Here is an 18,914-nt window from a genome sequence, read left to right as displayed (position 1 = left end):
GCTTCCATCAGTCCAGCCTGGCCTGTCATCACTGCCAAACTCTGTTACATTAGGCTTGAACTCCGTTTAAACCCAAGGCTGACTGTTATGCCCCTGCCCAATTTGTTTGACCAACTCCAGGAACTGGTGGCAACGCCGTCCGTCAGTAGCTATACGCCATCCTGGGATATGGGCAACCGCGCTGTGGTCGAACTGCTGGCTACCTGGCTGAGGGACTTGGGCTTCAACTGTGAGATCCTCGATGTCCCCGGCGGCAATGGCAAAAAGTGCAATCTGATTGCCACCCTCGGCAGTGGTCCGGGTGGGCTGGTACTGTCGGGGCACACCGATACGGTGCCCTACGATGACGGCAAATGGCAGAGTGATCCTTTTAAGCTTCAGGAACGGGATAACCGCTGGTACGGCCTCGGTTCCACTGATATGAAGGGCTTTTTCCCGGTGGCTATCGAAGCCGCTCGGGCATTCTCGGAGACTCCCCTACAACAGCCATTAATCATCCTCGCCACCGCAGACGAAGAGAGCTCCATGAGCGGTGCCCGCGCACTCGCCCAGATGGGTCGGCCCAAGGCCCGCTACGCGGTGATTGGTGAACCCACGGGCCTGCAACCGATCCGCATGCACAAGGGCATTATGATGGAATCGGTACAAATTGAAGGTTTGTCCGGGCACTCTTCCGACCCGAGTCTCGGCAACAATGCGCTGGAGTCCATGCATCAGGTGATCAGTGAGCTGATAACCTATCGCCAACAGTTGCAACAACGCTACCAGCACCCGGGCTTTGCCATTCCCGTACCCACCCTCAATCTCGGCTGTATTCACGGTGGCGATAATCCCAACCGGATTTGCGGCCATTGCGAATTGCAATTCGACCTGAGGGCCGTGCCCGGTATGGACAACGATGCGTTGCGAGGAGAAATTGACCTGCGCCTGTCAGAAATTGCTGAACGCAGCGGCAGTCGCATACAGCGGCAAACCCTGTTTGGCGGCGTACCGGCCTACGAAGAGCCGGCAAATTCGGAGCTGGTGAAAGCGGTTGAGAGCCACACCGGACACCATGCCGCCAGTGTCGCCTTTGCCACCGAGGCCCCCTATTTGCAGCAGCTGGGTATGGAAACTATCGTGATGGGTCCCGGCAGTATCGACCAGGCCCACCAGCCCAACGAATTCATTCCCACAGAGCAGATCAAACCCGCCGTCGAGACCTTAAAAGCCTTGATCCGCCAATTCTGCTTATAATGATGCTTTCCCTCTTCGGGGGAACCGGCAATTTCACACACCAAGGAACCAAAGTGACCAGCAACACCCCAGGCCAGCCACAGAAACACGACTCGGTAAACAGCGATCTCGATGATTACGTGAAGTGGTTTCGCCAGTCCTCGCCCTATATCAATGCGCACCGAGGTAAGACCTTTGTACTGATGCTGCCCGGTGCGGCTATGGCAGAGGAAAACTTCTCCAATATTGTGCACGACATCGCTCTGCTCAACAGCCTGGGGGTAAGACTGGTGCTGGTGCACGGAGCACGCCCGCAGATTGATGCCCGCCTGGCAGTACAAAATCTGCCTTCCCGGTTCCACCGCCAGTGGCGGGTAACCGGGCATGACCAGATCGGCGCAGTAGCGCAGGCGGTGGGCGAGGTTCGTTTTGGCATTGAGGCGGCATTGTCTACGGGGTTACCCAACTCTCCAATGCACGGTGCGGACATCCGCGTGGTGGGCGGCAACTATGTGACGGCACGCCCCATAGGTGTTATTGATGGCGTTGATCTGCAACACACCGGCAAGGTGCGCCGGGTGGATGCTGAAGCACTCAATCGAGCTCTGGATAACAATGCGATTGTGGTTGTCTCCTCACTGGGATATTCACCCACCGGTGAGATGTTCAACCTGTGTTATGCAGAAGTGGCGACAAGCGTGTCGATTGCGCTGCAGGCCGATAAGCTGGTGGCGTTTTCCTCCCGGGACGGCTGCCGCACACCGGAGGGAGAGCTGCTGCGCCAGTTAAGTCTGAAAGAGTGCGAACAACAGCTCCAGGAGCTGGCAACCCGCGATCAGCCGTCTCAATCCCTGCAGGCCTGCTTTGATGCCTGCCAGGGCGGTGTGCCACGCAGCCAAATGATCAGCTACAGCCGCGACGGCGCCCTGCTGCAGGAACTGTTCACCCGCGACGGCAGCGGCACTTTGGTACACCGGGACAACTACGAATCCGTGCGCCAGGCGAACATCGACGACGTCGGTGGCCTGCTGGAAATCATCGAACCCCTGGAGCGACAAGGTGCTCTGGTGCGGCGTTCGCGCGAGCGTCTGGAAGCGGAGATCGAGCGTTTTACCGTGCTGGAAAAAGACGGGGCCATTATCGCCTGTGCCGCGCTGTACCCGTTCGAGGACAATCCCGGCGGGGCCAATGCCGACATGGCAGAGCTCGCCTGTGTTGCCACCCACCCCGACTACCAAAAAGGCGGGCGCGCGGCGACAGTATTGGAAGCGATAGAATCCCGGGCCCGACAGGATGGTATCGGCGAGCTGTTTGTGCTCACCACACAGACCGCTCACTGGTTTATGGAAAAGGGGTTCGCCGCAGCCTCTCTGGAGCGACTGCCGTCGCAAAAGCAGGATCTGTACAATCTGCAGCGCAACTCCAAGGTGTTTATTAAGTCGCTTTAGCTTCGCTTAACCCGCTTTCTCCGGTTTTAAGGGACGAAGCCTTCATAGTTTGAGGCATATCGCTCTCCGCCTGATTGGATTCAGCGAATATTGGTACCCTTACCTCTGAGCGCCCCCAGTGTTAAGCTTGCCAACAGGGTGTCATTTAATGCCAAGTGTCACCGAATTTGAAAAACACTCCTCCGGACACTATGCCTCGAATTTCCACACTCTTTGCTCGCTTGATTGCCCGCGAATTATCTCCACTAGGTGACCCCTGGCCCGCCCTGCTCAAAGGCCTGCAATTGGAGGCCAACCAAATCCTGCAACAACCCCAGATGCCGCTGCAGGATTTCAATCGCCTGCTGGAAAATGCCCTGGAAGCCAGCAACGACCCTGGATTGGGGCTGCGTTTTGGTCGACACCCCAACCTGATGATGAGCGGTGAGGCCATGTTCGCCGCGATTGCAGCGCCCAACCTGATGGAGGTCATGCAGGCGATTGGCGACTTCAGTCGCTTGCAGGCGGAATACATTGAGATGGAGGTCTGGGTTGGATTGAAAAAGCTTCGCCTGCGAGCCCGGGAAACAAGTTCGCTGGATAGCACTCGGCGAACTCAGCACGAAGTTATGATTCTCAGCCTCCAGAATGCCATTGAACTGGTACTGGGACGCCCCTTCACCGAGGGCCGTTATTGGTTTTCCTTCCCAGAGCCCGAATACTCAAAACGCTACGAGGAGGCTTTCCATTGTCCCTGCGAATTTGACGCCGACTCCAGCGGTATCGACATTCCCCGAAGCCTGACGCAAGCCCCTTCGCCCTATTTTAACCAGGCGCTTTGGGAGCGCGGCCGAAATAACTCACTGGCCCTGATGACCGAACTCAACAGCCGCGACCGTCAGCTATACAGCCAGCATATCCTCAGCCTGCTGCGGGGCAAACGCCCACCACTGCCCGACCTCAACGAAGTCGCCAGACACCTGGCATTATCGGAGCGCACCCTGCTTCGGCGGCTGCATGAGGAACAACAGAGCTATCGTGACCTGCGCCTGCAAGTAGTGATGGAGTGGGCCGATCACTATCTGTGTGATACTGACACCAGCGTTGAGGCTATTGCCGCCCTCCTGGGGTACCAGGATGCGGGCAACTTTCGCCGCGCTTTCCGCCGGCACTTTCAGTGCACGCCCAACGAGTACCGAGACCAACAAATCCAGACAGGTAAATAGAGAAAAGTCTGCTAAAATGCCGGGCCTGATTGATTAGTCCTGACTTTGCCGAGGTGACTCCATGCCCGCCTATCGCTCCAAAACATCCACCGCCGGTCGCAACATGGCCGGCGCCCGCGCCCTGTGGCGCGCCACCGGGATGAAAGACGAGGATTTCCACAAGCCGATTATCGCCGTTTCCAACTCCTTTACCCAGTTCGTGCCCGGGCACGTTCACCTGAAGGACATGGGTCAACTGGTGGCCCGGGAAATCGAAAAAGCGGGTGGTGTCGCCAAGGAGTTTAATACCATCGCTGTAGACGACGGCATCGCCATGGGTCACGACGGCATGCTCTACAGCCTGCCATCGCGAGACATCATTGCCGACAGCGTCGAATACATGGTCAACGCCCACTGCGCCGACGCCCTGGTGTGTATCTCCAATTGCGACAAAATCACCCCGGGCATGCTGATGGCCTCCATGCGCCTGAACATCCCTGTGATCTTCGTCACCGGTGGCCCCATGGAAGCCGGCAAGACCAAACTCGCCGATCACAAACTCGACCTGGTTGACGCCATGGTGGTTGCGGCGGACGATAATGTCTCAGACGAGACGGTAGATGCGATTGAGCGCAGCGCCTGCCCGACCTGTGGTTCCTGCTCCGGTATGTTCACTGCAAACTCCATGAACTGCCTTGCAGAAGCCCTCGGATTGGCATTACCAGGCAACGGCACCGTTGTAGCAACCCACGCCGACCGCGAGCAGTTGTTCCTGCGAGCAGGCCGCACCATTGTCGACATGGCCAAACGCTACTATGAAAATGACGACGAGAGTGTTCTGCCCCGCTCCATCGGCACCTTCGAAGCCTTCGAGAATTGTGTTGCCCTCGACATCGCCATGGGTGGCTCCACCAACACCATTCTGCACCTGCTGGCCATCGCCCAAGAGGCCGAGGTCGACTTCACCATGGACGACATCAATCGTCTGTCACTGAAAATTCCGCAGTTGTGCAAGGTCGCCCCCAACACCCAGAAATACCACATCGAAGACGTTCACCGCGCCGGTGGTATCATGGCTATCCTCGGTGAACTCGATCGTGCCGGCCTGCTGCACTCCGAGCTGCCCACCGTTCACAGCGCCACCATGAAGGACGCCCTGGACCAGTGGGATATCATGCGCAGTCCGAGCCCCGAAGTGATGGAGTTCTACAAAGCCGGCCCGGCGGGCATTCCCACCCAGGTTGCCTTTAGCCAGTCCACCCGCTGGCCCAGCCTCGACGCCGACCGCGCCAATGGCTGCATCCGCTCCCTGGAAAACGCCTTTAGCCTGGAGGGTGGCCTTGCGGTCCTCAAAGGTAACATCGCCCTCGATGGCTGCGTGGTAAAAACCGCCGGTGTTGACGAATCCATCCTCGTGTTCGAGGGCAGCGCTTACGTGACCGAATCCCAGGACGAAGCCGTGCGCGACATTCTCGACGACAAGGTCAAAGCCGGCGACATCGTCATCGTCCGCTACGAAGGCCCCCGCGGAGGCCCGGGCATGCAGGAAATGCTCTACCCCACCTCCTACATCAAATCCAAAGGCCTGGGCAAAGAATGTGCTCTGCTGACCGACGGCCGTTTCTCCGGCGGAACCTCCGGCCTCTCCATTGGCCACGTTTCCCCGGAAGCCGCCGCCGGCGGTGCCATCGGTCTGGTGCGCAACGGTGATCGCATCAAAATTGACATTCCCAACCGCAGCATCGACGTACTGATCAGCGACGAAGAACTGGCCCAACGCCGAGCCGAACAAGACAAACTGGGTTGGAAACCTGTCAAGGAACGCCCGCGTAAAGTCAGTGCCGCGCTTAAGGCCTACGCTAAGCTGGCGACCAGTGCGGACAAAGGTGCAGTCAGAGATCTGAGTCAGTTAGACTAAGAGAGTAATTCGGAAACACTACCATGTTCGTAGGGTGGATTAGCCGAGAAGCGGCGTAATCCACCAAAGCTCCGGTCAACAACGGTGGATTACGCTGCTGCGCGGCTAATCCACCCTACGACTACAAAGGAGCGGCGTTCGGCGTTTGCTGAGGCGACCGTCTGCCGCCAGGGATGGCGGCAGCAGAGCGACACATGGATGTGCTTGAGCGTGTCGCAGCAGCAAATGCCGAACGCTGCTCTGGCACCATGCCTGGACGTCCCCCAGATGCAGCCAGAACTCAAAAACTACCCATTAAAATCAACGCAACAATGGCTCTACGGGCTAAGAGAAGACCTGCAGCAAAAGGTCCTGGACACCATGACCACCCGCCAGTACAAACGCCAGGACCAAATCTACGCCCTCCACTCCCAAATCGTTGAAATCTACACCCTTATCGAAGGCACGGTGATCATCACCAACACCACCGAGTCCGGGAAAGACGTCGCCATCACCACACTCCCGCACGGCAGCAGCTTCGGCGATCTCAGCTTCGTCGACCAACAGCCCAGGCAGAACTTTGCCATCGCCAGCACCGACTGCACCGTCGCCGTACTGAACCGGCGGGACTATGACGCATTAACGCGCGAACACCCCGAAATCACCGAATCCATGCTGCAATACTTCGCCCGCCGCATGCGTATCCTTATCAACATGCACCAGGATGCCCACAGCCTGGAGCTGCGCCAACAACTCGCTCGCCGATTACTGTTTGTCAGCGAGAGCCAACAACAGCTGCAGGAATCTGCGCTCACCATCAGTGTCTCCCAGGAAGAGCTCGCCGCCTCCCTGGGCGTCAGTCGGCAGCACATCAACAAAGCGGTCAAACAATGGCAGTCCGAAGGCTTGATCGACTTGGGTTACCGCAAGATCGAACTGTTGGACCTGGAAGGATTGAAACAGGTAGCCGCCGATCGCGACGAAGACTGAAAAGAGAAGAAACGATAGAAGAGCAACGGTTGATGTGGCCTCGTGAGCCACATCGGTGCCCCCGCCCGCGGATCGCACCGGCGGGAACAAAGAAATGCTTGAGTAACCTGTCAGCCCAATGCAGAGACTGAAACCGACAGGTACTCTCGTAAGCAGTTGGGTTTAGATACCCAGAGACTGCTTACGCTTGAGCTCGCCCTTGGCAAACTCGATCCACTGCCTGGCGAATTTGCGGCTGCGCTTGTCTTTGGCGGCCTTTTCAAATTCTTTAATAGCAGTTTTGTACTTACCAAGGTTGGCGTTGGCCATACCCAGAACAATCTGGAGCTGGTCAGGACGCTTGATACCCTTGCGCTTGTACGCCTTGGCACCGGCTTCCAGAGCCTTCTCGTTTTGATCGTTATCCAGGTAAATACCTGCCAGACGTGCATACAGATCGCCCTTGTCGGACTTCTGCGCCGCCTTTTCCATCTCTGGAATAGACTTTTTCACGTTCTGGGCCAGGCGCCATGCGGTCGCCAGTACTTCCAGGTTCTTGGAGGTTTCCTCAATAATGCCGGCCTTCATACCTTTTTCGATAATCCGGGCTGCTTTATAAGGCACATCCTCACCCATAAACAGGTAAGCCAGGTTCAGCAATTCCTTCTCTTTGCCCAGCTCACCCATCAGGTAAACCACTTCCAGAGAGTGAAGCTGGTTCTTTTCCTGCCCCTCGGCACCGTACATACCGGACAACTGCTTCCAGTAAGTGGGCTTCGGATAGTGGCGCAGCAACTTGTGGAGAATTTCGATAACTTTCTTGTTATCGCCCTTCTCAAAGTAAACCGCACGCTGCAGGGTGTACCAGTTTTCCTTGGGAACCTTGCCTTTGCTTTCGAAACGCTCAACCGCTGTGTTGATGTTTGTCAGCGCGTTGTTCATGTCGTTGAGCTGGTAATAGCCCTGCGCCAGGAGTACAAACGCATCCGCACCAACAATAGGCTGGATCTCCATCCACTGCTTCAGCTTTTCGATGGCACCGCGATAGTCCTCTTGTACGAACATGAGCTGTGCCATGGTGTACAGAGTGCCTATCTTCAGAGCGTCAGAAAGCTGCTCTTCAGCGATAACCTTGCCGTAGTAGCGAAGGGCCTCGGGGTAATTCTCCAGGGAGTAATACACCCAACCGTAATAATTCCACAGATTCGCCTTTTCAAAGCTGGTGTACTTTTCGCTTTTCTTGCGGATGTCGTTAAGGACCTCCAGCGCACCAGGCCAATCATTGGCGTCGGTCTTTTCCTGAACCTTTGCGAAATCTTTAAATACGGGCTGACGCAGAGAGTATGATTTTTTCGTCTTGTATTTCGGTTTCTGCTTCTCGCCTTCCTGAGCGAAGACACTGCCGGCAGACAGCGCTTCCATACCCAGAGACTGCAGTACAACACTCGAGGCCGCTGGCGCCAAAGCAATTGGCGCCGCCAGGAGAGTTTGTCTGACGAGCTTCGAAACCCTAGCCGTCATCTTCATAGTCTTTCCCATTGTTTACTTGGCAATAGCAAAGGTGATCTTGTTGCGTACACCAGGCACTTCCACCGGCTCACCGTCAATAACACGGGGCTTGTACTTAAACTTCAGCGCGGCCTTCATAGCGGCACGGTTGAAGATATTGGGTGGATCTGCCTCAACCACAACGGGATCGCGAACGGAGCCGTTGGTGGTCACTGTGAATTCAACAATAACGTAACCTTCGATACCACGTGACAGGGCGCGGCGCGGATACTGCGGCTGTACCTTCACAATTGGCAGGTACTCACCGTCAGAGCCAAACCCACCCACACCTTTAACGTTCAGGTTCGGGTTGATCTTAGGTGCCGACATGCTCAGGGCGTCAGGGTTCACATCGGGCTGATCGAACTCTGGCTCAGGCATATCGGGCGGCGGCTCTTCCGGGTCTTCCGGCTTATCCGGCTTCTCGGTTTCGTACTGCGTTTCGATCTGACGCTCAGGCATATGAATGTCGGCTACCTTACGCTCCTCGACTTCCTCGGGGGGCTTATTGTTAGCCGCAATCAATGCGTGCATCAAAAACAGTAGGCCAAAGGTTGTGGCTGCCGCCAACACCCCCGCCAATAACAATCTTGCAACATTCATAGCGGTCTATTTCTTCTCCGTAGATACAGAAACATCCAATACGCCAGCCTCTCGGGCCGCCTGGGCGACCTTGGTGAGAGTTTCGATATTAGACTCATCGTCCGCCTGGATCACCACGGCCCCTTTCGGGTTTTCCGCGTGCAAACGCTCGATACTGCCTTTGACAGCACGAATGTCTACGCGGGCCTTGTCGATCCAAACTTCATTATTTGAGCTGACAGCTACAAGAATGTTGGCGTTCTTTTTCAGCACTGCTGTTGTCGCCTCAGGGCGATTAATCTCAATGCCGGTTTCTTTAATGAATGAAGCAGTTACGATAAAGAAGATCAACATGATAAACACGACGTCGAGCATCGGCGTCAAGTCGATCGCGTTTTGATCTTCTTCAGCTGCACTATTTCTTCTGCCCATGATAACTCTCTTAGTAACCGGTTAATGCTTTGATCAAGCCTTAATGGTCCATCGTCAAGTGGTCTTCAAGCAGCTGATTTTCACGCTCTGCGGTACGGGTGATGTAGGTGTTGCCAAATACGCCCGACAGTGCCGCAACCATACCCGCCATTGTCGGGATAGTAGCTTTGGATACACCGCCAGCCATAGATTTCGCGTCACCACCACCGGTAATCGCCAGTACGGTAAACACTTCGATCATCCCGGTAACTGTACCGAGCAGGCCAAACAACGGGGCCAGGGCTACCAGAGTGGCAACCATGTCCATATTGGTTGAAACCTTCTCGGATACGCGAGAGATCAGTGCATAACGAATCTGGTGAGCATTCCAGGATTTACGCTCGGGGCGCGCTTCCCAGGTGTCCAGGGCATTCTGAACGTCTTTCTTCAGAGACCCGTGGAAATACCAGACACGTTCGAAAATCAGAGTCCACATGACGAAGGTCAAGGCGGCGATCAGATACAGAACAAAACCGCCTTGATCCACAAAGGCTTTAATGGCTGCAAGTGCGTCCATCAATGCCAACATGCGACTTCTCCTTACTTGCCTTCAGCGTTTTCGGCGATGATACCAGCAGTCTGCTCTTCCAGGATGTGGAGAACACGCTTGGCACGGCCGTTAACGAGGGTGTGCATCAGTACTGTAGGAATGGCTACAACCAGACCCAGTACGGTGGTTACCAGAGCACCGGAGATACCGCCCGCCATGGCTTTAGGATCACCGGCACCGAAGATGGTGATCGCCTGGAAGGTGATGATCATACCGGTAACAGTACCCAGCAGACCCAGCAGCGGAGCTACCATGGAGATGATCTTCAACAGGTTGAGGCCGGATTCGATAGCGGGACGCTCTTTCAGCACAGCTTCTTCCAGCTTCAGCTCCAGAGACTCGCCGTCCAGACCCTTGTTGTCTTCTGCAATCTTCAGCACGCGACCCAGTGGGTTGTTGGTGTTGGCAGAAGAGGCCTTCAGCTGAGAGCTAACCTTGGCGGAGATACCAGCCAGGACGACAAAGCGCCACAGAGCCAGCAGCATAGCGAATGCACCGACGCCAGAGATGATGTAGCCAACCAGGCCACCCTGGTGCCAACGCTCAACAATAGAAGGGCTGTTGATCAAAGCCGCCAGGTAGGAACCGCCGGAAGGTCCGGTGGGGTCGATGCCTACGCGGGTGAAACCGCTAGTGGAACCCTGCAGGGTCGCAGCAGCTGTTTGCAGATCGCCGGCAGGCTGACGGGTCAGCTCGGCCATTTTCTCGCCCTGCTGCAGGAATTCCAGGTAAGCGCCGTCAGACAGCAGCTGGAAGTTACCTACACGAACAACGTCCTGAGTGGCCTGCTCGCCATTAGGCTTGATAACGGTACCAGTGAACTTGACAGTCTTGCTGCCTTCAATGGTTTCACGCTGGATTTCGTACCACAGACGCTCGATCTCTTCGATGGTGGGCAGCTGGGTAGCGCTGTTCATCTTCTCGATCAGCTCATCCAGGAAGGCCGCACGGCCAGGGATCTGAGCAGATACGATAGAGGTGGCGAGGTTGGTACGCAGGTCGCCCGCGGTAGAGGTCAGGTGACCGAACAGTTCCTTCAGAGAACCCAGACGCTCTTGCAGCTGCTTGCGCTTGGCCGCTACGTCCAGTTCCTGCTGCTCGTACTGCTTTTCCAGACGGGCAGAACGGTTTTCTTCGTTCTTTTTGGTGGTTTTGGCCTGGTTCAGCAGGTTCTGCTGATTGGCCTTCTGGCGACGGAACTCGGCTTCACGCTTTTTGTGCTCGGCACTTTCGGAAACCTTGCTGTCTTTAACCATGTTCAACAGTTGATCAAGAGACTGGGCCTTCTCTTGAGCCATAACGGCGCTGGCGCTCAACATACCAGCGGCTGCCACGGCGAGGCAGCGTTTAGCAAAACTCATTTTCATTGCGCAGCCTCCGGAGCCAGGATAGGCAGTTTCAGCACATCAATAGAAGCTTGTTTCTTGGCGATACGAATGCCCTTGAGGATGGCACTGCGGTATTCACCGGAGTCCAGCTCAGTCCAGGCCTGCGCGCGCTGATCCCAGGCACCGGACAACTCAGTGTCGGTAGTCTGGTACATAAGGGCGATACGGCCAACGCGCAGTACGTTAACTTCGCGCTCCTGACCACCAACGGTCAGAGTATCCTTATAAGTGTCGATCTTACGACCGTACTCAGATTCAATCTTGTAGGCTTCCAGAACCTGACGGAATTTCTCAGCTACGGAGATATCCGCGCGCTCCTGGTTGTTGCGCAACATTTCGAGGCGCTCTTCACGCTCGGCCTTGTGGAAAGGCACGTCCAGGGCAACGAACTGCTCCAGACCGTCCAGCATCTTCAGAATCAGCGGTTGGATCTGACGCTCCATCACGGTGACGTTCTCGATCGACTCTTCCAGCTGACCGATCACCTTCAGCTGGTTGGCAATTTGCTTTTCCAGCTGCGCGTTGTAAACACGCAGTCCTTCGATCTGTTTGTTTACAACCTTGAAGTCATTCAACAGGCTGGCGGTCTGATCAGCGATCTTATCGATCTTTTGCTGAGAGGCCTGAGCGAGCTTAGTTTTTTGCTCACCAACTTGCAGAATGGAATTCAACGTCTGGTCCGCCTGCGCGACGCTTCCAACAAGCGCGCCGGCAGAAAGCACAGTGGACAGAGCCACGGCTTTTAATCGCTGCTTCTTCATAAATCCCCCAGTGTGGGTACGTACAATCAACTCTAATTTGCGACAAAACGCCGCTCTTTTTCTTTGGGACACCACTTTTAAACACGACTCACCAGCGATGGCTGCGTCAGACCCGCACGTTGCAATGGGTGTACTCTCCATACACGTCACTGCTGAAATGCGGCGCTTCCCTGCCGTCGTCCGGAAAAGTCACGATCTCCAGAGGTACCCTCGAATAACCACCAAATTCGGCGGCAATTTGAAGCTCGCCATTTAATACCAGCGGCAATAAACATTCAATGGTTATTCCGAAAGTCCGTTAATATGTGTAAATAAGTATCAAGGAGGGTAACAACCCGAATTTTACCTGCGGGGTAATGAGTAACAAAGGTGACTATAAGCGGCCACTAACAAAGCGCCTAACGATAGTGAGCACTAACAAACAAGGCCAGGTATCACCTTTTTCACCAGTGTTAACGATTTGTAACACGATCGAGAGTAACAAACGTGCAGACAGGCTCTGACGCCTCACTTCGCACACTGGCCACTTCGCACCAATCACCTTCAGAAAGCCGGGGAAATTGAGCGTCACCCTCAAATGCCTGATGGATTTGGGTCAGATAAATCCGCTCAGCCCTTTCCAGGCTCTGGGCGTAAATCTGAGCGCCTCCGATCACCATGATCTCATCCACCGGTTCGCCCGCAGCTGATTTCTCACGGGCAGCTTGGACCGCCAGATCCAGTGCTTGTTCCAGCGTGGAGGCTACTTTGACCCCATCTGACTGCCAATCCCCCTGACGGGTGATGACAATATTGGTTCTACCCGGCAGTGGCCGACCGATGGAATCGAACGTCTTGCGTCCCATGACCACCGGCTTACCCATCGTCACACGCTTAAAGTGTTTGAGGTCTTCCGGCAAATGCCATGGCATCTGGTTTTCGCTGCCAATGACCCGATTTTCTGCCTGGGCGACGATGAGTGCGATGCGGGGTGTTGTCATACGAACGCTTCTTCTTTCTATATATAGGGAAAACGGTTTATATGCTGTGAACGGCGGTTACACGGAAAACGGATAGTCAATCGGGTCATGATGCTGGTAGCCCACCACCTCGAAGTCATCCATGGTCACCCAGGTTTCCAGATCCTCCAGCGACTTGATGTTTGGATTGATCTCGAGCTGCGGAGATTCATAGGGCTCGCGCTTGATCTGCACATCCCGCATCAAGGCCAGCTGGTCTTCATAGATGTGAGCATTAACGATTTTGTGGTACGCGGTTCCGGCTTTATGGCCGGTGATCTGGGCCACCAGGGCCAGCAGCGTGAAGACTTGAATCTGATTGAAATTCAATCCCAGGGGCACATCGCAGGATCGCTGATAGGAGGTCAGATAAAGTGTGTCCCCCAACAGGGAAAAGTTATGGGTGTGCATGCACGGACGCAGGCAGCCCAAATGAAACTCACCCGGGTTATAAAAAGAAAGAATTTCACCCCGGTCGTCCAACCCCTTACTGAGGTTGTCCACCAATTTGCGCAATTGGTCCACGTGGCCACCATCCGGCTTGGCCCAGCTGCGGCCCTGTACCCCGTATACCCGCCCCATATCGTCATCGCCTTTGCGGTGAGGGCTCGCCAGCCACATCAGATTGTCGTTGGCATTGGCATCCCAGGTTTTGGTACCGAGCTTGCGGAAGTCCGCTGCATTGTCATAGCCGCGAATGTATCCCAACAGCTCCGCGATAGCCGCCTTCCAGTAACTCTTGCGAGTCGTAATAAGGGGGAACTTGTTAGCGGCCACATCGTAGGACAGATCGGCATTGATGATTGTCAGGCAGCGTTTGCCGGTACGCTCGTTTTCTACCCAGATGCCTTCATCAATAATGCGCTGACACAAATCCAGATATTGTTTCATCTTACTGTTCCTATTTTTGTCCTCTGAAGAAGCCAAACCGGGTTCAGCCACTTGTCAGCTCAATCCGATGCATTAGCCGTACAGATCACTAGGCCTGTACTTCCTCAGGGTTTTTCTTGCTCTTATTGCGCTTTTGGCTTTTCTTTGAGTGCCCTTTGTTACTGCTGCCTGCCATTGCCAACTGGTCCGGCTCTGCGGCTCGAGTGTACGCCACTGCGACTAACACCAGCCCCAATACCACCATGGGTATGGTCAGCAACTGTCCCCGGGTCATCCAGCCCAGCAGGTCAAAGCCAATATGGCTGTCGGGCTCTCGCACAAATTCCACCAGGAAGCGGAAACAGCCATACAGCACCAGAAACAGACCACTCACGGCCATTCTTGGGCGCGGCTTGGCGGAAAACCAAAGCAACACCAGAAACAGCACCAAGCCTTCAAGAGCAGCCTGATACAACTGCGACGGATGCCGGGCCAATGCTTCCGGATCCTTGGGAAACACCATGCCCCAGGCGCTGTCGGTGGGTCTCCCCCAGAGTTCTTGCCCGATAAAGTTACCGAGGCGACCAAAGCCCAAACCCAGAGGCACCAGGGGAGCGACAAAGTCCATAAGATCGAAAAAACGCACGTTGATGCGGCGCGCATAGATCACCATCGCCAGAGTGACCCCGATCAGACCTCCGTGGAAAGACATGCCACCTTCCCATACCCGCAACAGCCAAATGGGGTCAGTCAGAAAACGCTCAAAGTGATAGAACAGGACATAGCCACAACGGCCACCCAATACCACCCCCAGGGCACCATAAACGATCAAGTCTTCCACATGCGGACGTTTGATTGCCGCCTCAGGCTTACCAGCCCGGTACATGGCCAGCCCCCAGGCACCGGCAAATGCCAGCAAATACATGATGCCGTACCAGTGAATCTCAATAGGGCCAATCGTCCAGTCCCCAATTTCAAAGGTTCCCAGCGAAAGCGCAACTGCATCAATATCGGGGTAGTTCAATATGGAATCCATCTGTTGAGGGGTCACTTTAAGAGGAGGCCATCATACCACTTACCAGCAGTTCAGCAGCAATCAGCAATAAAACTATGGCAAAGGCCTGTTGCAATCGATCAGCGGGCAGACGATGAGCCAGCTTCGCTCCAATCCGCGACGCCGGCGCGCTGCAGACAACCATGCCCGCAAATGCCGGCAGATAGACAAAACCCAGAGACCAGTCCGGTAATTTGTCTTGCCCCCACCCCTGAGTCACATAGGAAACCGCACCGGACAGGGCAATGGGCAAACCCAGCGCCGCGGAAGTGGCTACCGCCCTGACCATAGGCACCGCACACAGTCTCAGGTAGGGCACGGTCATGGAACCGCCCCCGACGCCAAACAAAGAGGACAGGCCGCCGATCAATACTGCGCTTGAACCCAGGCCGAAACGACCGGGCAAAGAAAATTTATCTTTCGCTACCGAGGCCAGCATGGTGACAGAAACAAAAATCAGGAACAGGGCGAACACGAACTGCAACTCAAGGCCCTCAAGCAGCGAGGCCACCACACCACCAAACCAGGCGCCGACAATCACCCCAGGAACCAAATGTTTGAGTAATTGGGAATCGATGGCCTTTTTCTGCCAGTGAGTCCAGCTGGAAATACTGGCGGTGACGACAATACAGGCCAGGGATGTACCGATCGCCAGATGGGTAGAGACCGATTCGGGAAAGTTAAGCAGTGAGAAGGTATAGATCATGGCCGGCACCATGACCACGCCCCCGCCAAGGCCGAACAAGCCGGCAATCAGACCGGCGAGCGCCCCAACCAGAGCGAATACAAGCAATAACGTTAACATAGGTCCCCCAAGCAGCAGCGCATTATGGGGGAGTGGCAACTGAATGAGAATAGCTTTTCTGTTAGGGTGTAGGGCGATTTATTGAAGCTTGTTACCTATGTGCCTGATCCTGTTTGCTCTTCACAGCCATCCCGACTTTCCATTGATCGTCGCCGCCAATCGCGATGAATTTTTCCAGCGCCCCACAGATTGCGCCCAACCCTGGGGTGAAGCCGGCGGCATTCTCGCCGGCAGGGATCGCCAGGCGGGTGGCACCTGGATGGGAATCAGTGATACCGGCCGGTTTGCGGCTGTCACCAATGTGCGGGATGGGCGGGTACAGCTCGATCGCCCCCGTTCTCGTGGCGAATTGCCGGTAGGCTATCTGCGAGATAGCACCCTCTCACCATCGGCTTACTTTGACGCCTTGTCCGAGGTAGCCGATCAATACAACGGCTTTAATCTCCTGGTCGGCGGCCCGGACGAACTCCACTATCTCGGCAACCACCCCGACCAGCAGCAACAACTGGAAGCCGGCGTTTATGGCCTCAGCAATGCCTCGTTGGACAGCCCCTGGCCCAAGGTAATGAACGGCAAGGCGGAACTGACTGATATCCTGAAGCGGGATTGGACCGACTTAAAGCAGCGGCAAGAAGATCTGTTTGGTTTGTTGGCCAATCGTGAGCGCGCCCCGGATAATCAACTGCCGGATACGGGCATCAACCGGGAGTGGGAGTCGCTGCTGTCACCCCGATTTATTCACAGCCAAGACTACGGTACCCGCGCCTCAACGCTGGTGTTATACCACCGCAGTGGCGAGATTGAGTTTGTTGAACGAAATTTCGATCGGGAAGGCGAACAAGAGACCCGGCGTTTTAGACGCCAGACCGCCATTGCGGCAGAAGTAATTTAGTGTACGGCTGATTCACCGCCACTGGGCCAGCCGGTAAACCGCAGCATCCCCTCGCGCTCCAGCACACGCTCCAGGCAACGATTCACCGAATCAGCGTCTTCCTGATGCATCACCTCGTCGAGCAAATCTTCGGCCTGCTGCAACGTGATATTGCGGATCACCTTCTTCACTTTGGGCAGGTTAGTGGCATTCATGGACAGCACGTCGTAGCCCATCGCCATCAGCAGCACAGCAGCTGCCGGGTCCCCTGCCAACTCGCCGCATATACCAACACTGGCGCCCTGACTGTGACCGTCTCGAACCACCTGGTGAAGTGCGCGCAATACCGCCGGGTGGTAAGCCTGATAGAGATCGGCCACCTGTGGATTATTGCGATCCACGGCAAGGAGATACTGGGTCAAGTCATTGCTGCCCACCGACAGGAAGTCGGAACGAGCAGCCAGCTCCCGCGCCTGGTATACGGCTGCGGGCACCTCGATCATCACTCCGATAGGCGGCAACTCAATCTGGAAGCCCTCCTCCAGCAATTCATGAAAGGCCCGGTAGATGAGAGATTTGGCGGCCTCCAGCTCACTGACGCTGGCAACCATGGGCAACATAATGCGCATATTGTTGAGGCCTTCGCTGGCCTTCAACATCGCCCGCACCTGTGCAAGAAAGATCTCCGGGTGGTCCAGGGTAACCCGGATGCCCCGCCACCCGAGGAACGGGTTCTCTTCTTCGATCGGGAAATAGCTTAGCGACTTGTCCCCGCCCACATCCAGCGTACGCATGGTCACGGTATGAGGGGCGAATGCTTCGAGCTGCTCCCGGTAAATGAGCCGTTGCTCCTCCTCACTGGGGAAGCGGTCGCGCAGCAGGAAAGGGATCTCCGTCCGGTACAGCCCCACCCCTTCGGCGCCACGCTCCAGAGATCGAACCACATCGGCCATCAAACCGGTGTTGACCCACAGCGGGACGCGATGCTTGTCCAGGGTTTCACAGGGCAACTCCTTGAGCGCCTCCAGGCCCCGCACAATCTCCCGCTCTTCATCGCAGATACGCTCGTAGTGCTTGCGCAGCGTGGCGCCGGGATCACTGTAAATGCTGCCACGATAACCGTCGACAATCACCTCACGGCCTTCGATCTGGGTAAATGGTAGATCCACCGCTCCCATTACCGTCGGCAATCCCATAGCGCGGGCGAGAATGGCAACGTGGGAATTACTGGAGCCCTGCACCGAAACAAGACCGGATAAACGCTCCTTGGGCACCTCGCCCAACATGGAGGCGGTGAGCTCCTCGCCCACCAGAATGGTGTTTTCCGGAAACACCCGGCAGTGCTGTGCAGACTCCTGCAGATAGGCCAACACCCGGCGCCCCAAATCCCGCACGTCTGCCGCCCGCTCACGCAGGTAAGCGTCATTCATGCTGCTGAAATTGCGTTCGTGTTCGAGAATCACCTCACTCCAGGCGTAGGCGGCGCTGACCCCCTTACTGATGCGTTCGGTCACCTCACTGCCGAGACTGGCGTCATCCAGCATTGCCAGATAAGCGTCGAAAAGAGCCCGCTCCTGCTGATTCAGCCGGGTTTCCAGCTGCTTGCCCAGATTCTTCACATCCTTGCGCGCCTTCGCCAGGCACTCGTGGAAGAAATCCAGCTCCAGATCGACATTGTCGCAGGTCTGATAAGGCACGCCACGCAAATCAGCGACGGGTGAAATGACCACCGCCTTACCTATTGCTACCCCCGGCGAACCGGCCACACCTTTGAATTTGGCCTCGTGTGCATGCTGCCCCATGCGCTCCAGCACGCCCGTGGCTTCAGCGTGGGCAATCACGCCGGCCAGCTGTGCCGACATGGTGACTAAAAAGGCTTCTTCACCCTCATCGAACCGGCGTCGTTCGGTTTGCTGGATAACCAGCACCCCCAGCACCTCACGGTGGTGGATAATGGGCACCCCCAGGAAGGAGCTGAACTTCTCCTCGCCGGTGGCTTCAAAATACTGGTATTTCGGGTGGGCAGTGGCCAATTCAAGGTTGATCGGCTCCTCGCGCTGGGCCACATGCCCAACCAACCCCTCGCCGGCCGCCAGGCTCACATTGCCCACAGCCGCCGGATTCAGGCCATCGGTGGCCATCAACACATATTGACCGGTGCCATCGCGCAAGTAGGTGGAACACACCTCCGTTTTCATCACTGCCTTCACTCGCCGCACGATAATGCCCAACGCCGAGGACAGATCCCGGGCGGAGTTGACTTCCTGAACAATACTGCGGAGTGAATTCAGCATAGGCAGTGA

General features: G+C 55.9%; 17 protein-coding genes. 6 read left to right on the top strand and 11 right to left on the bottom strand.

From position 1 onward, the window contains the following. Nucleotides 1-87: 87 nt before the first annotated feature. The 5 genes from argE (at nt 88) to HBA55_RS24625 (ending at nt 6,734) form a co-directional block, all read left to right on the top strand. A complete protein-coding gene (gene argE, locus HBA55_RS24645) occupies nt 88-1,236 on the top strand; it encodes an acetylornithine deacetylase (protein WP_166996891.1) in 1,149 nt (382 codons plus the stop codon). Nucleotides 1,237-1,289: 53 nt separating this feature from the next. Further along, nucleotides 1,290-2,663, top strand: a complete 1,374-nt coding sequence (argA, locus tag HBA55_RS24640; RefSeq protein ID WP_338109452.1) for an amino-acid N-acetyltransferase — start codon at nt 1,290-1,292, stop codon at nt 2,661-2,663. A gap of 167 nt (nt 2,664-2,830) precedes the next feature. Then, on the top strand, nt 2,831-3,868 hold the full coding sequence (locus HBA55_RS24635) for an AraC family transcriptional regulator (RefSeq protein WP_166996889.1): 1,038 nt from the start codon (nt 2,831-2,833) through the stop codon (nt 3,866-3,868). 61 nt (nt 3,869-3,929) lie between these two features. Further along, nucleotides 3,930-5,765, top strand: coding sequence for a dihydroxy-acid dehydratase (ilvD, locus tag HBA55_RS24630; RefSeq protein WP_166996887.1), 1,836 nt, complete (start codon nt 3,930-3,932; stop codon nt 5,763-5,765). A gap of 225 nt (nt 5,766-5,990) precedes the next feature. Continuing rightward, complete coding sequence (locus HBA55_RS24625) at nt 5,991-6,734, top strand: Crp/Fnr family transcriptional regulator (protein WP_166996885.1); 744 nt, start codon at nt 5,991-5,993, stop codon at nt 6,732-6,734. Nucleotides 6,735-6,896: 162 nt separating this feature from the next. Here HBA55_RS24625 and HBA55_RS24620 read toward each other — a convergent pair whose 3' ends face one another. The 10 genes from HBA55_RS24620 to HBA55_RS24575 form a co-directional block, all read right to left on the bottom strand. After that, nucleotides 6,897-8,240, bottom strand: coding sequence for a tetratricopeptide repeat protein (locus HBA55_RS24620; protein WP_240946272.1), 1,344 nt, complete (start codon nt 8,238-8,240; stop codon nt 6,897-6,899). A gap of 15 nt (nt 8,241-8,255) precedes the next feature. Next, complete coding sequence (locus tag HBA55_RS24615; RefSeq protein WP_166996881.1) at nt 8,256-8,864, bottom strand: energy transducer TonB; 609 nt, start codon at nt 8,862-8,864, stop codon at nt 8,256-8,258. Between the two features lie 6 nt (nt 8,865-8,870). Beyond that, nucleotides 8,871-9,275: an ExbD/TolR family protein gene (locus tag HBA55_RS24610; RefSeq protein WP_166996879.1), complete on the bottom strand. Its 405-nt coding sequence runs from the start codon at nt 9,273-9,275 to the stop codon at nt 8,871-8,873. A 40-nt stretch (nt 9,276-9,315) separates the two neighbouring features. Continuing rightward, nucleotides 9,316-9,843: a MotA/TolQ/ExbB proton channel family protein gene (locus tag HBA55_RS24605; protein ID WP_166996877.1), complete on the bottom strand. Its 528-nt coding sequence runs from the start codon at nt 9,841-9,843 to the stop codon at nt 9,316-9,318. Nucleotides 9,844-9,854: 11 nt separating this feature from the next. Further along, nucleotides 9,855-11,231, bottom strand: a complete 1,377-nt coding sequence (locus tag HBA55_RS24600) for a MotA/TolQ/ExbB proton channel family protein (RefSeq protein ID WP_166996875.1) — start codon at nt 11,229-11,231, stop codon at nt 9,855-9,857. Beyond that, entirely contained in the window at nt 11,228-12,013 is a 786-nt protein-coding gene (locus HBA55_RS24595) for a DUF3450 domain-containing protein (RefSeq protein WP_166996873.1), read from the bottom strand. Before HBA55_RS24595 ends, HBA55_RS24600 begins: the two co-directional genes overlap by 4 nt. A 452-nt stretch (nt 12,014-12,465) precedes the next feature. After that, entirely contained in the window at nt 12,466-12,993 is a 528-nt protein-coding gene (locus HBA55_RS24590; RefSeq protein ID WP_166996867.1) for a dihydrofolate reductase, read from the bottom strand. 57 nt (nt 12,994-13,050) lie between these two features. Then, entirely contained in the window at nt 13,051-13,902 is an 852-nt protein-coding gene (locus HBA55_RS24585; protein WP_166996865.1) for a thymidylate synthase, read from the bottom strand. An 88-nt stretch (nt 13,903-13,990) separates the two neighbouring features. Then, nucleotides 13,991-14,908 carry a prolipoprotein diacylglyceryl transferase gene (lgt, locus tag HBA55_RS24580; protein ID WP_166997230.1) on the bottom strand — a complete coding sequence of 306 codons (918 nt, stop codon included), beginning with the start codon at nt 14,906-14,908 and terminating at the stop codon, nt 13,991-13,993. 25 nt (nt 14,909-14,933) lie between these two features. Then, nucleotides 14,934-15,740 carry a sulfite exporter TauE/SafE family protein gene (locus HBA55_RS24575; RefSeq protein ID WP_166996863.1) on the bottom strand — a complete coding sequence of 269 codons (807 nt, stop codon included), beginning with the start codon at nt 15,738-15,740 and terminating at the stop codon, nt 14,934-14,936. 97 nt (nt 15,741-15,837) lie between these two features. Here HBA55_RS24575 and HBA55_RS24570 point away from each other — a divergent pair, with 97 nt between their 5' ends. Then, nucleotides 15,838-16,632 carry an NRDE family protein gene (locus HBA55_RS24570; protein WP_166996861.1) on the top strand — a complete coding sequence of 265 codons (795 nt, stop codon included), beginning with the start codon at nt 15,838-15,840 and terminating at the stop codon, nt 16,630-16,632. Here the strand turns inward: HBA55_RS24570 and ptsP are convergent. Then, nucleotides 16,629-18,905 (bottom strand): phosphoenolpyruvate--protein phosphotransferase, encoded by a 2,277-nt coding sequence (gene ptsP, locus HBA55_RS24565; protein ID WP_166996859.1) that lies wholly within the window; start codon nt 18,903-18,905, stop codon nt 16,629-16,631. The two genes, HBA55_RS24570 and ptsP, sit on opposite strands and share 4 nt — an antisense overlap. Between the last annotated feature and the right edge of the window lie 9 nt (nt 18,906-18,914).

Source organism: Pseudomaricurvus alkylphenolicus (assembly GCF_011683955.1).
GTDB lineage: Bacteria > Pseudomonadota > Gammaproteobacteria > Pseudomonadales > Cellvibrionaceae > Pseudomaricurvus > Pseudomaricurvus alkylphenolicus.
This window is presented reverse-complemented; position numbering and strand designations above follow the sequence as displayed.

Excerpts from the sequence above, each read along its gene's own strand:
- argE (WP_166996891.1), top strand. The coding sequence starts at position 88 with ATGCCCCTGCCCAATTTGTTTGACCAACTCCAGGAACTGGTGGCAACG.
- ilvD (WP_166996887.1), top strand. The coding sequence starts at position 3,930 with ATGCCCGCCTATCGCTCCAAAACATCCACCGCCGGTCGCAACATGGCC.
- HBA55_RS24625 (WP_166996885.1), top strand. The coding sequence starts at position 5,991 with ATGCCGAACGCTGCTCTGGCACCATGCCTGGACGTCCCCCAGATGCAG.
- HBA55_RS24620 (WP_240946272.1), bottom strand. The coding sequence starts at position 8,240 with ATGAAGATGACGGCTAGGGTTTCGAAGCTCGTCAGACAAACTCTCCTG.
- HBA55_RS24615 (WP_166996881.1), bottom strand. The coding sequence starts at position 8,864 with ATGAATGTTGCAAGATTGTTATTGGCGGGGGTGTTGGCGGCAGCCACA.
- HBA55_RS24610 (WP_166996879.1), bottom strand. The coding sequence starts at position 9,275 with ATGGGCAGAAGAAATAGTGCAGCTGAAGAAGATCAAAACGCGATCGAC.
- HBA55_RS24605 (WP_166996877.1), bottom strand. The coding sequence starts at position 9,843 with ATGTTGGCATTGATGGACGCACTTGCAGCCATTAAAGCCTTTGTGGAT.
- HBA55_RS24600 (WP_166996875.1), bottom strand. The coding sequence starts at position 11,231 with ATGAAAATGAGTTTTGCTAAACGCTGCCTCGCCGTGGCAGCCGCTGGT.
- HBA55_RS24595 (WP_166996873.1), bottom strand. The coding sequence starts at position 12,013 with ATGAAGAAGCAGCGATTAAAAGCCGTGGCTCTGTCCACTGTGCTTTCT.
- HBA55_RS24590 (WP_166996867.1), bottom strand. The coding sequence starts at position 12,993 with ATGACAACACCCCGCATCGCACTCATCGTCGCCCAGGCAGAAAATCGG.
- HBA55_RS24585 (WP_166996865.1), bottom strand. The coding sequence starts at position 13,902 with ATGAAACAATATCTGGATTTGTGTCAGCGCATTATTGATGAAGGCATC.
- HBA55_RS24575 (WP_166996863.1), bottom strand. The coding sequence starts at position 15,740 with ATGTTAACGTTATTGCTTGTATTCGCTCTGGTTGGGGCGCTCGCCGGT.
- HBA55_RS24570 (WP_166996861.1), top strand. The coding sequence starts at position 15,838 with ATGTGCCTGATCCTGTTTGCTCTTCACAGCCATCCCGACTTTCCATTG.
- ptsP (WP_166996859.1), bottom strand. The coding sequence starts at position 18,905 with ATGCTGAATTCACTCCGCAGTATTGTTCAGGAAGTCAACTCCGCCCGG.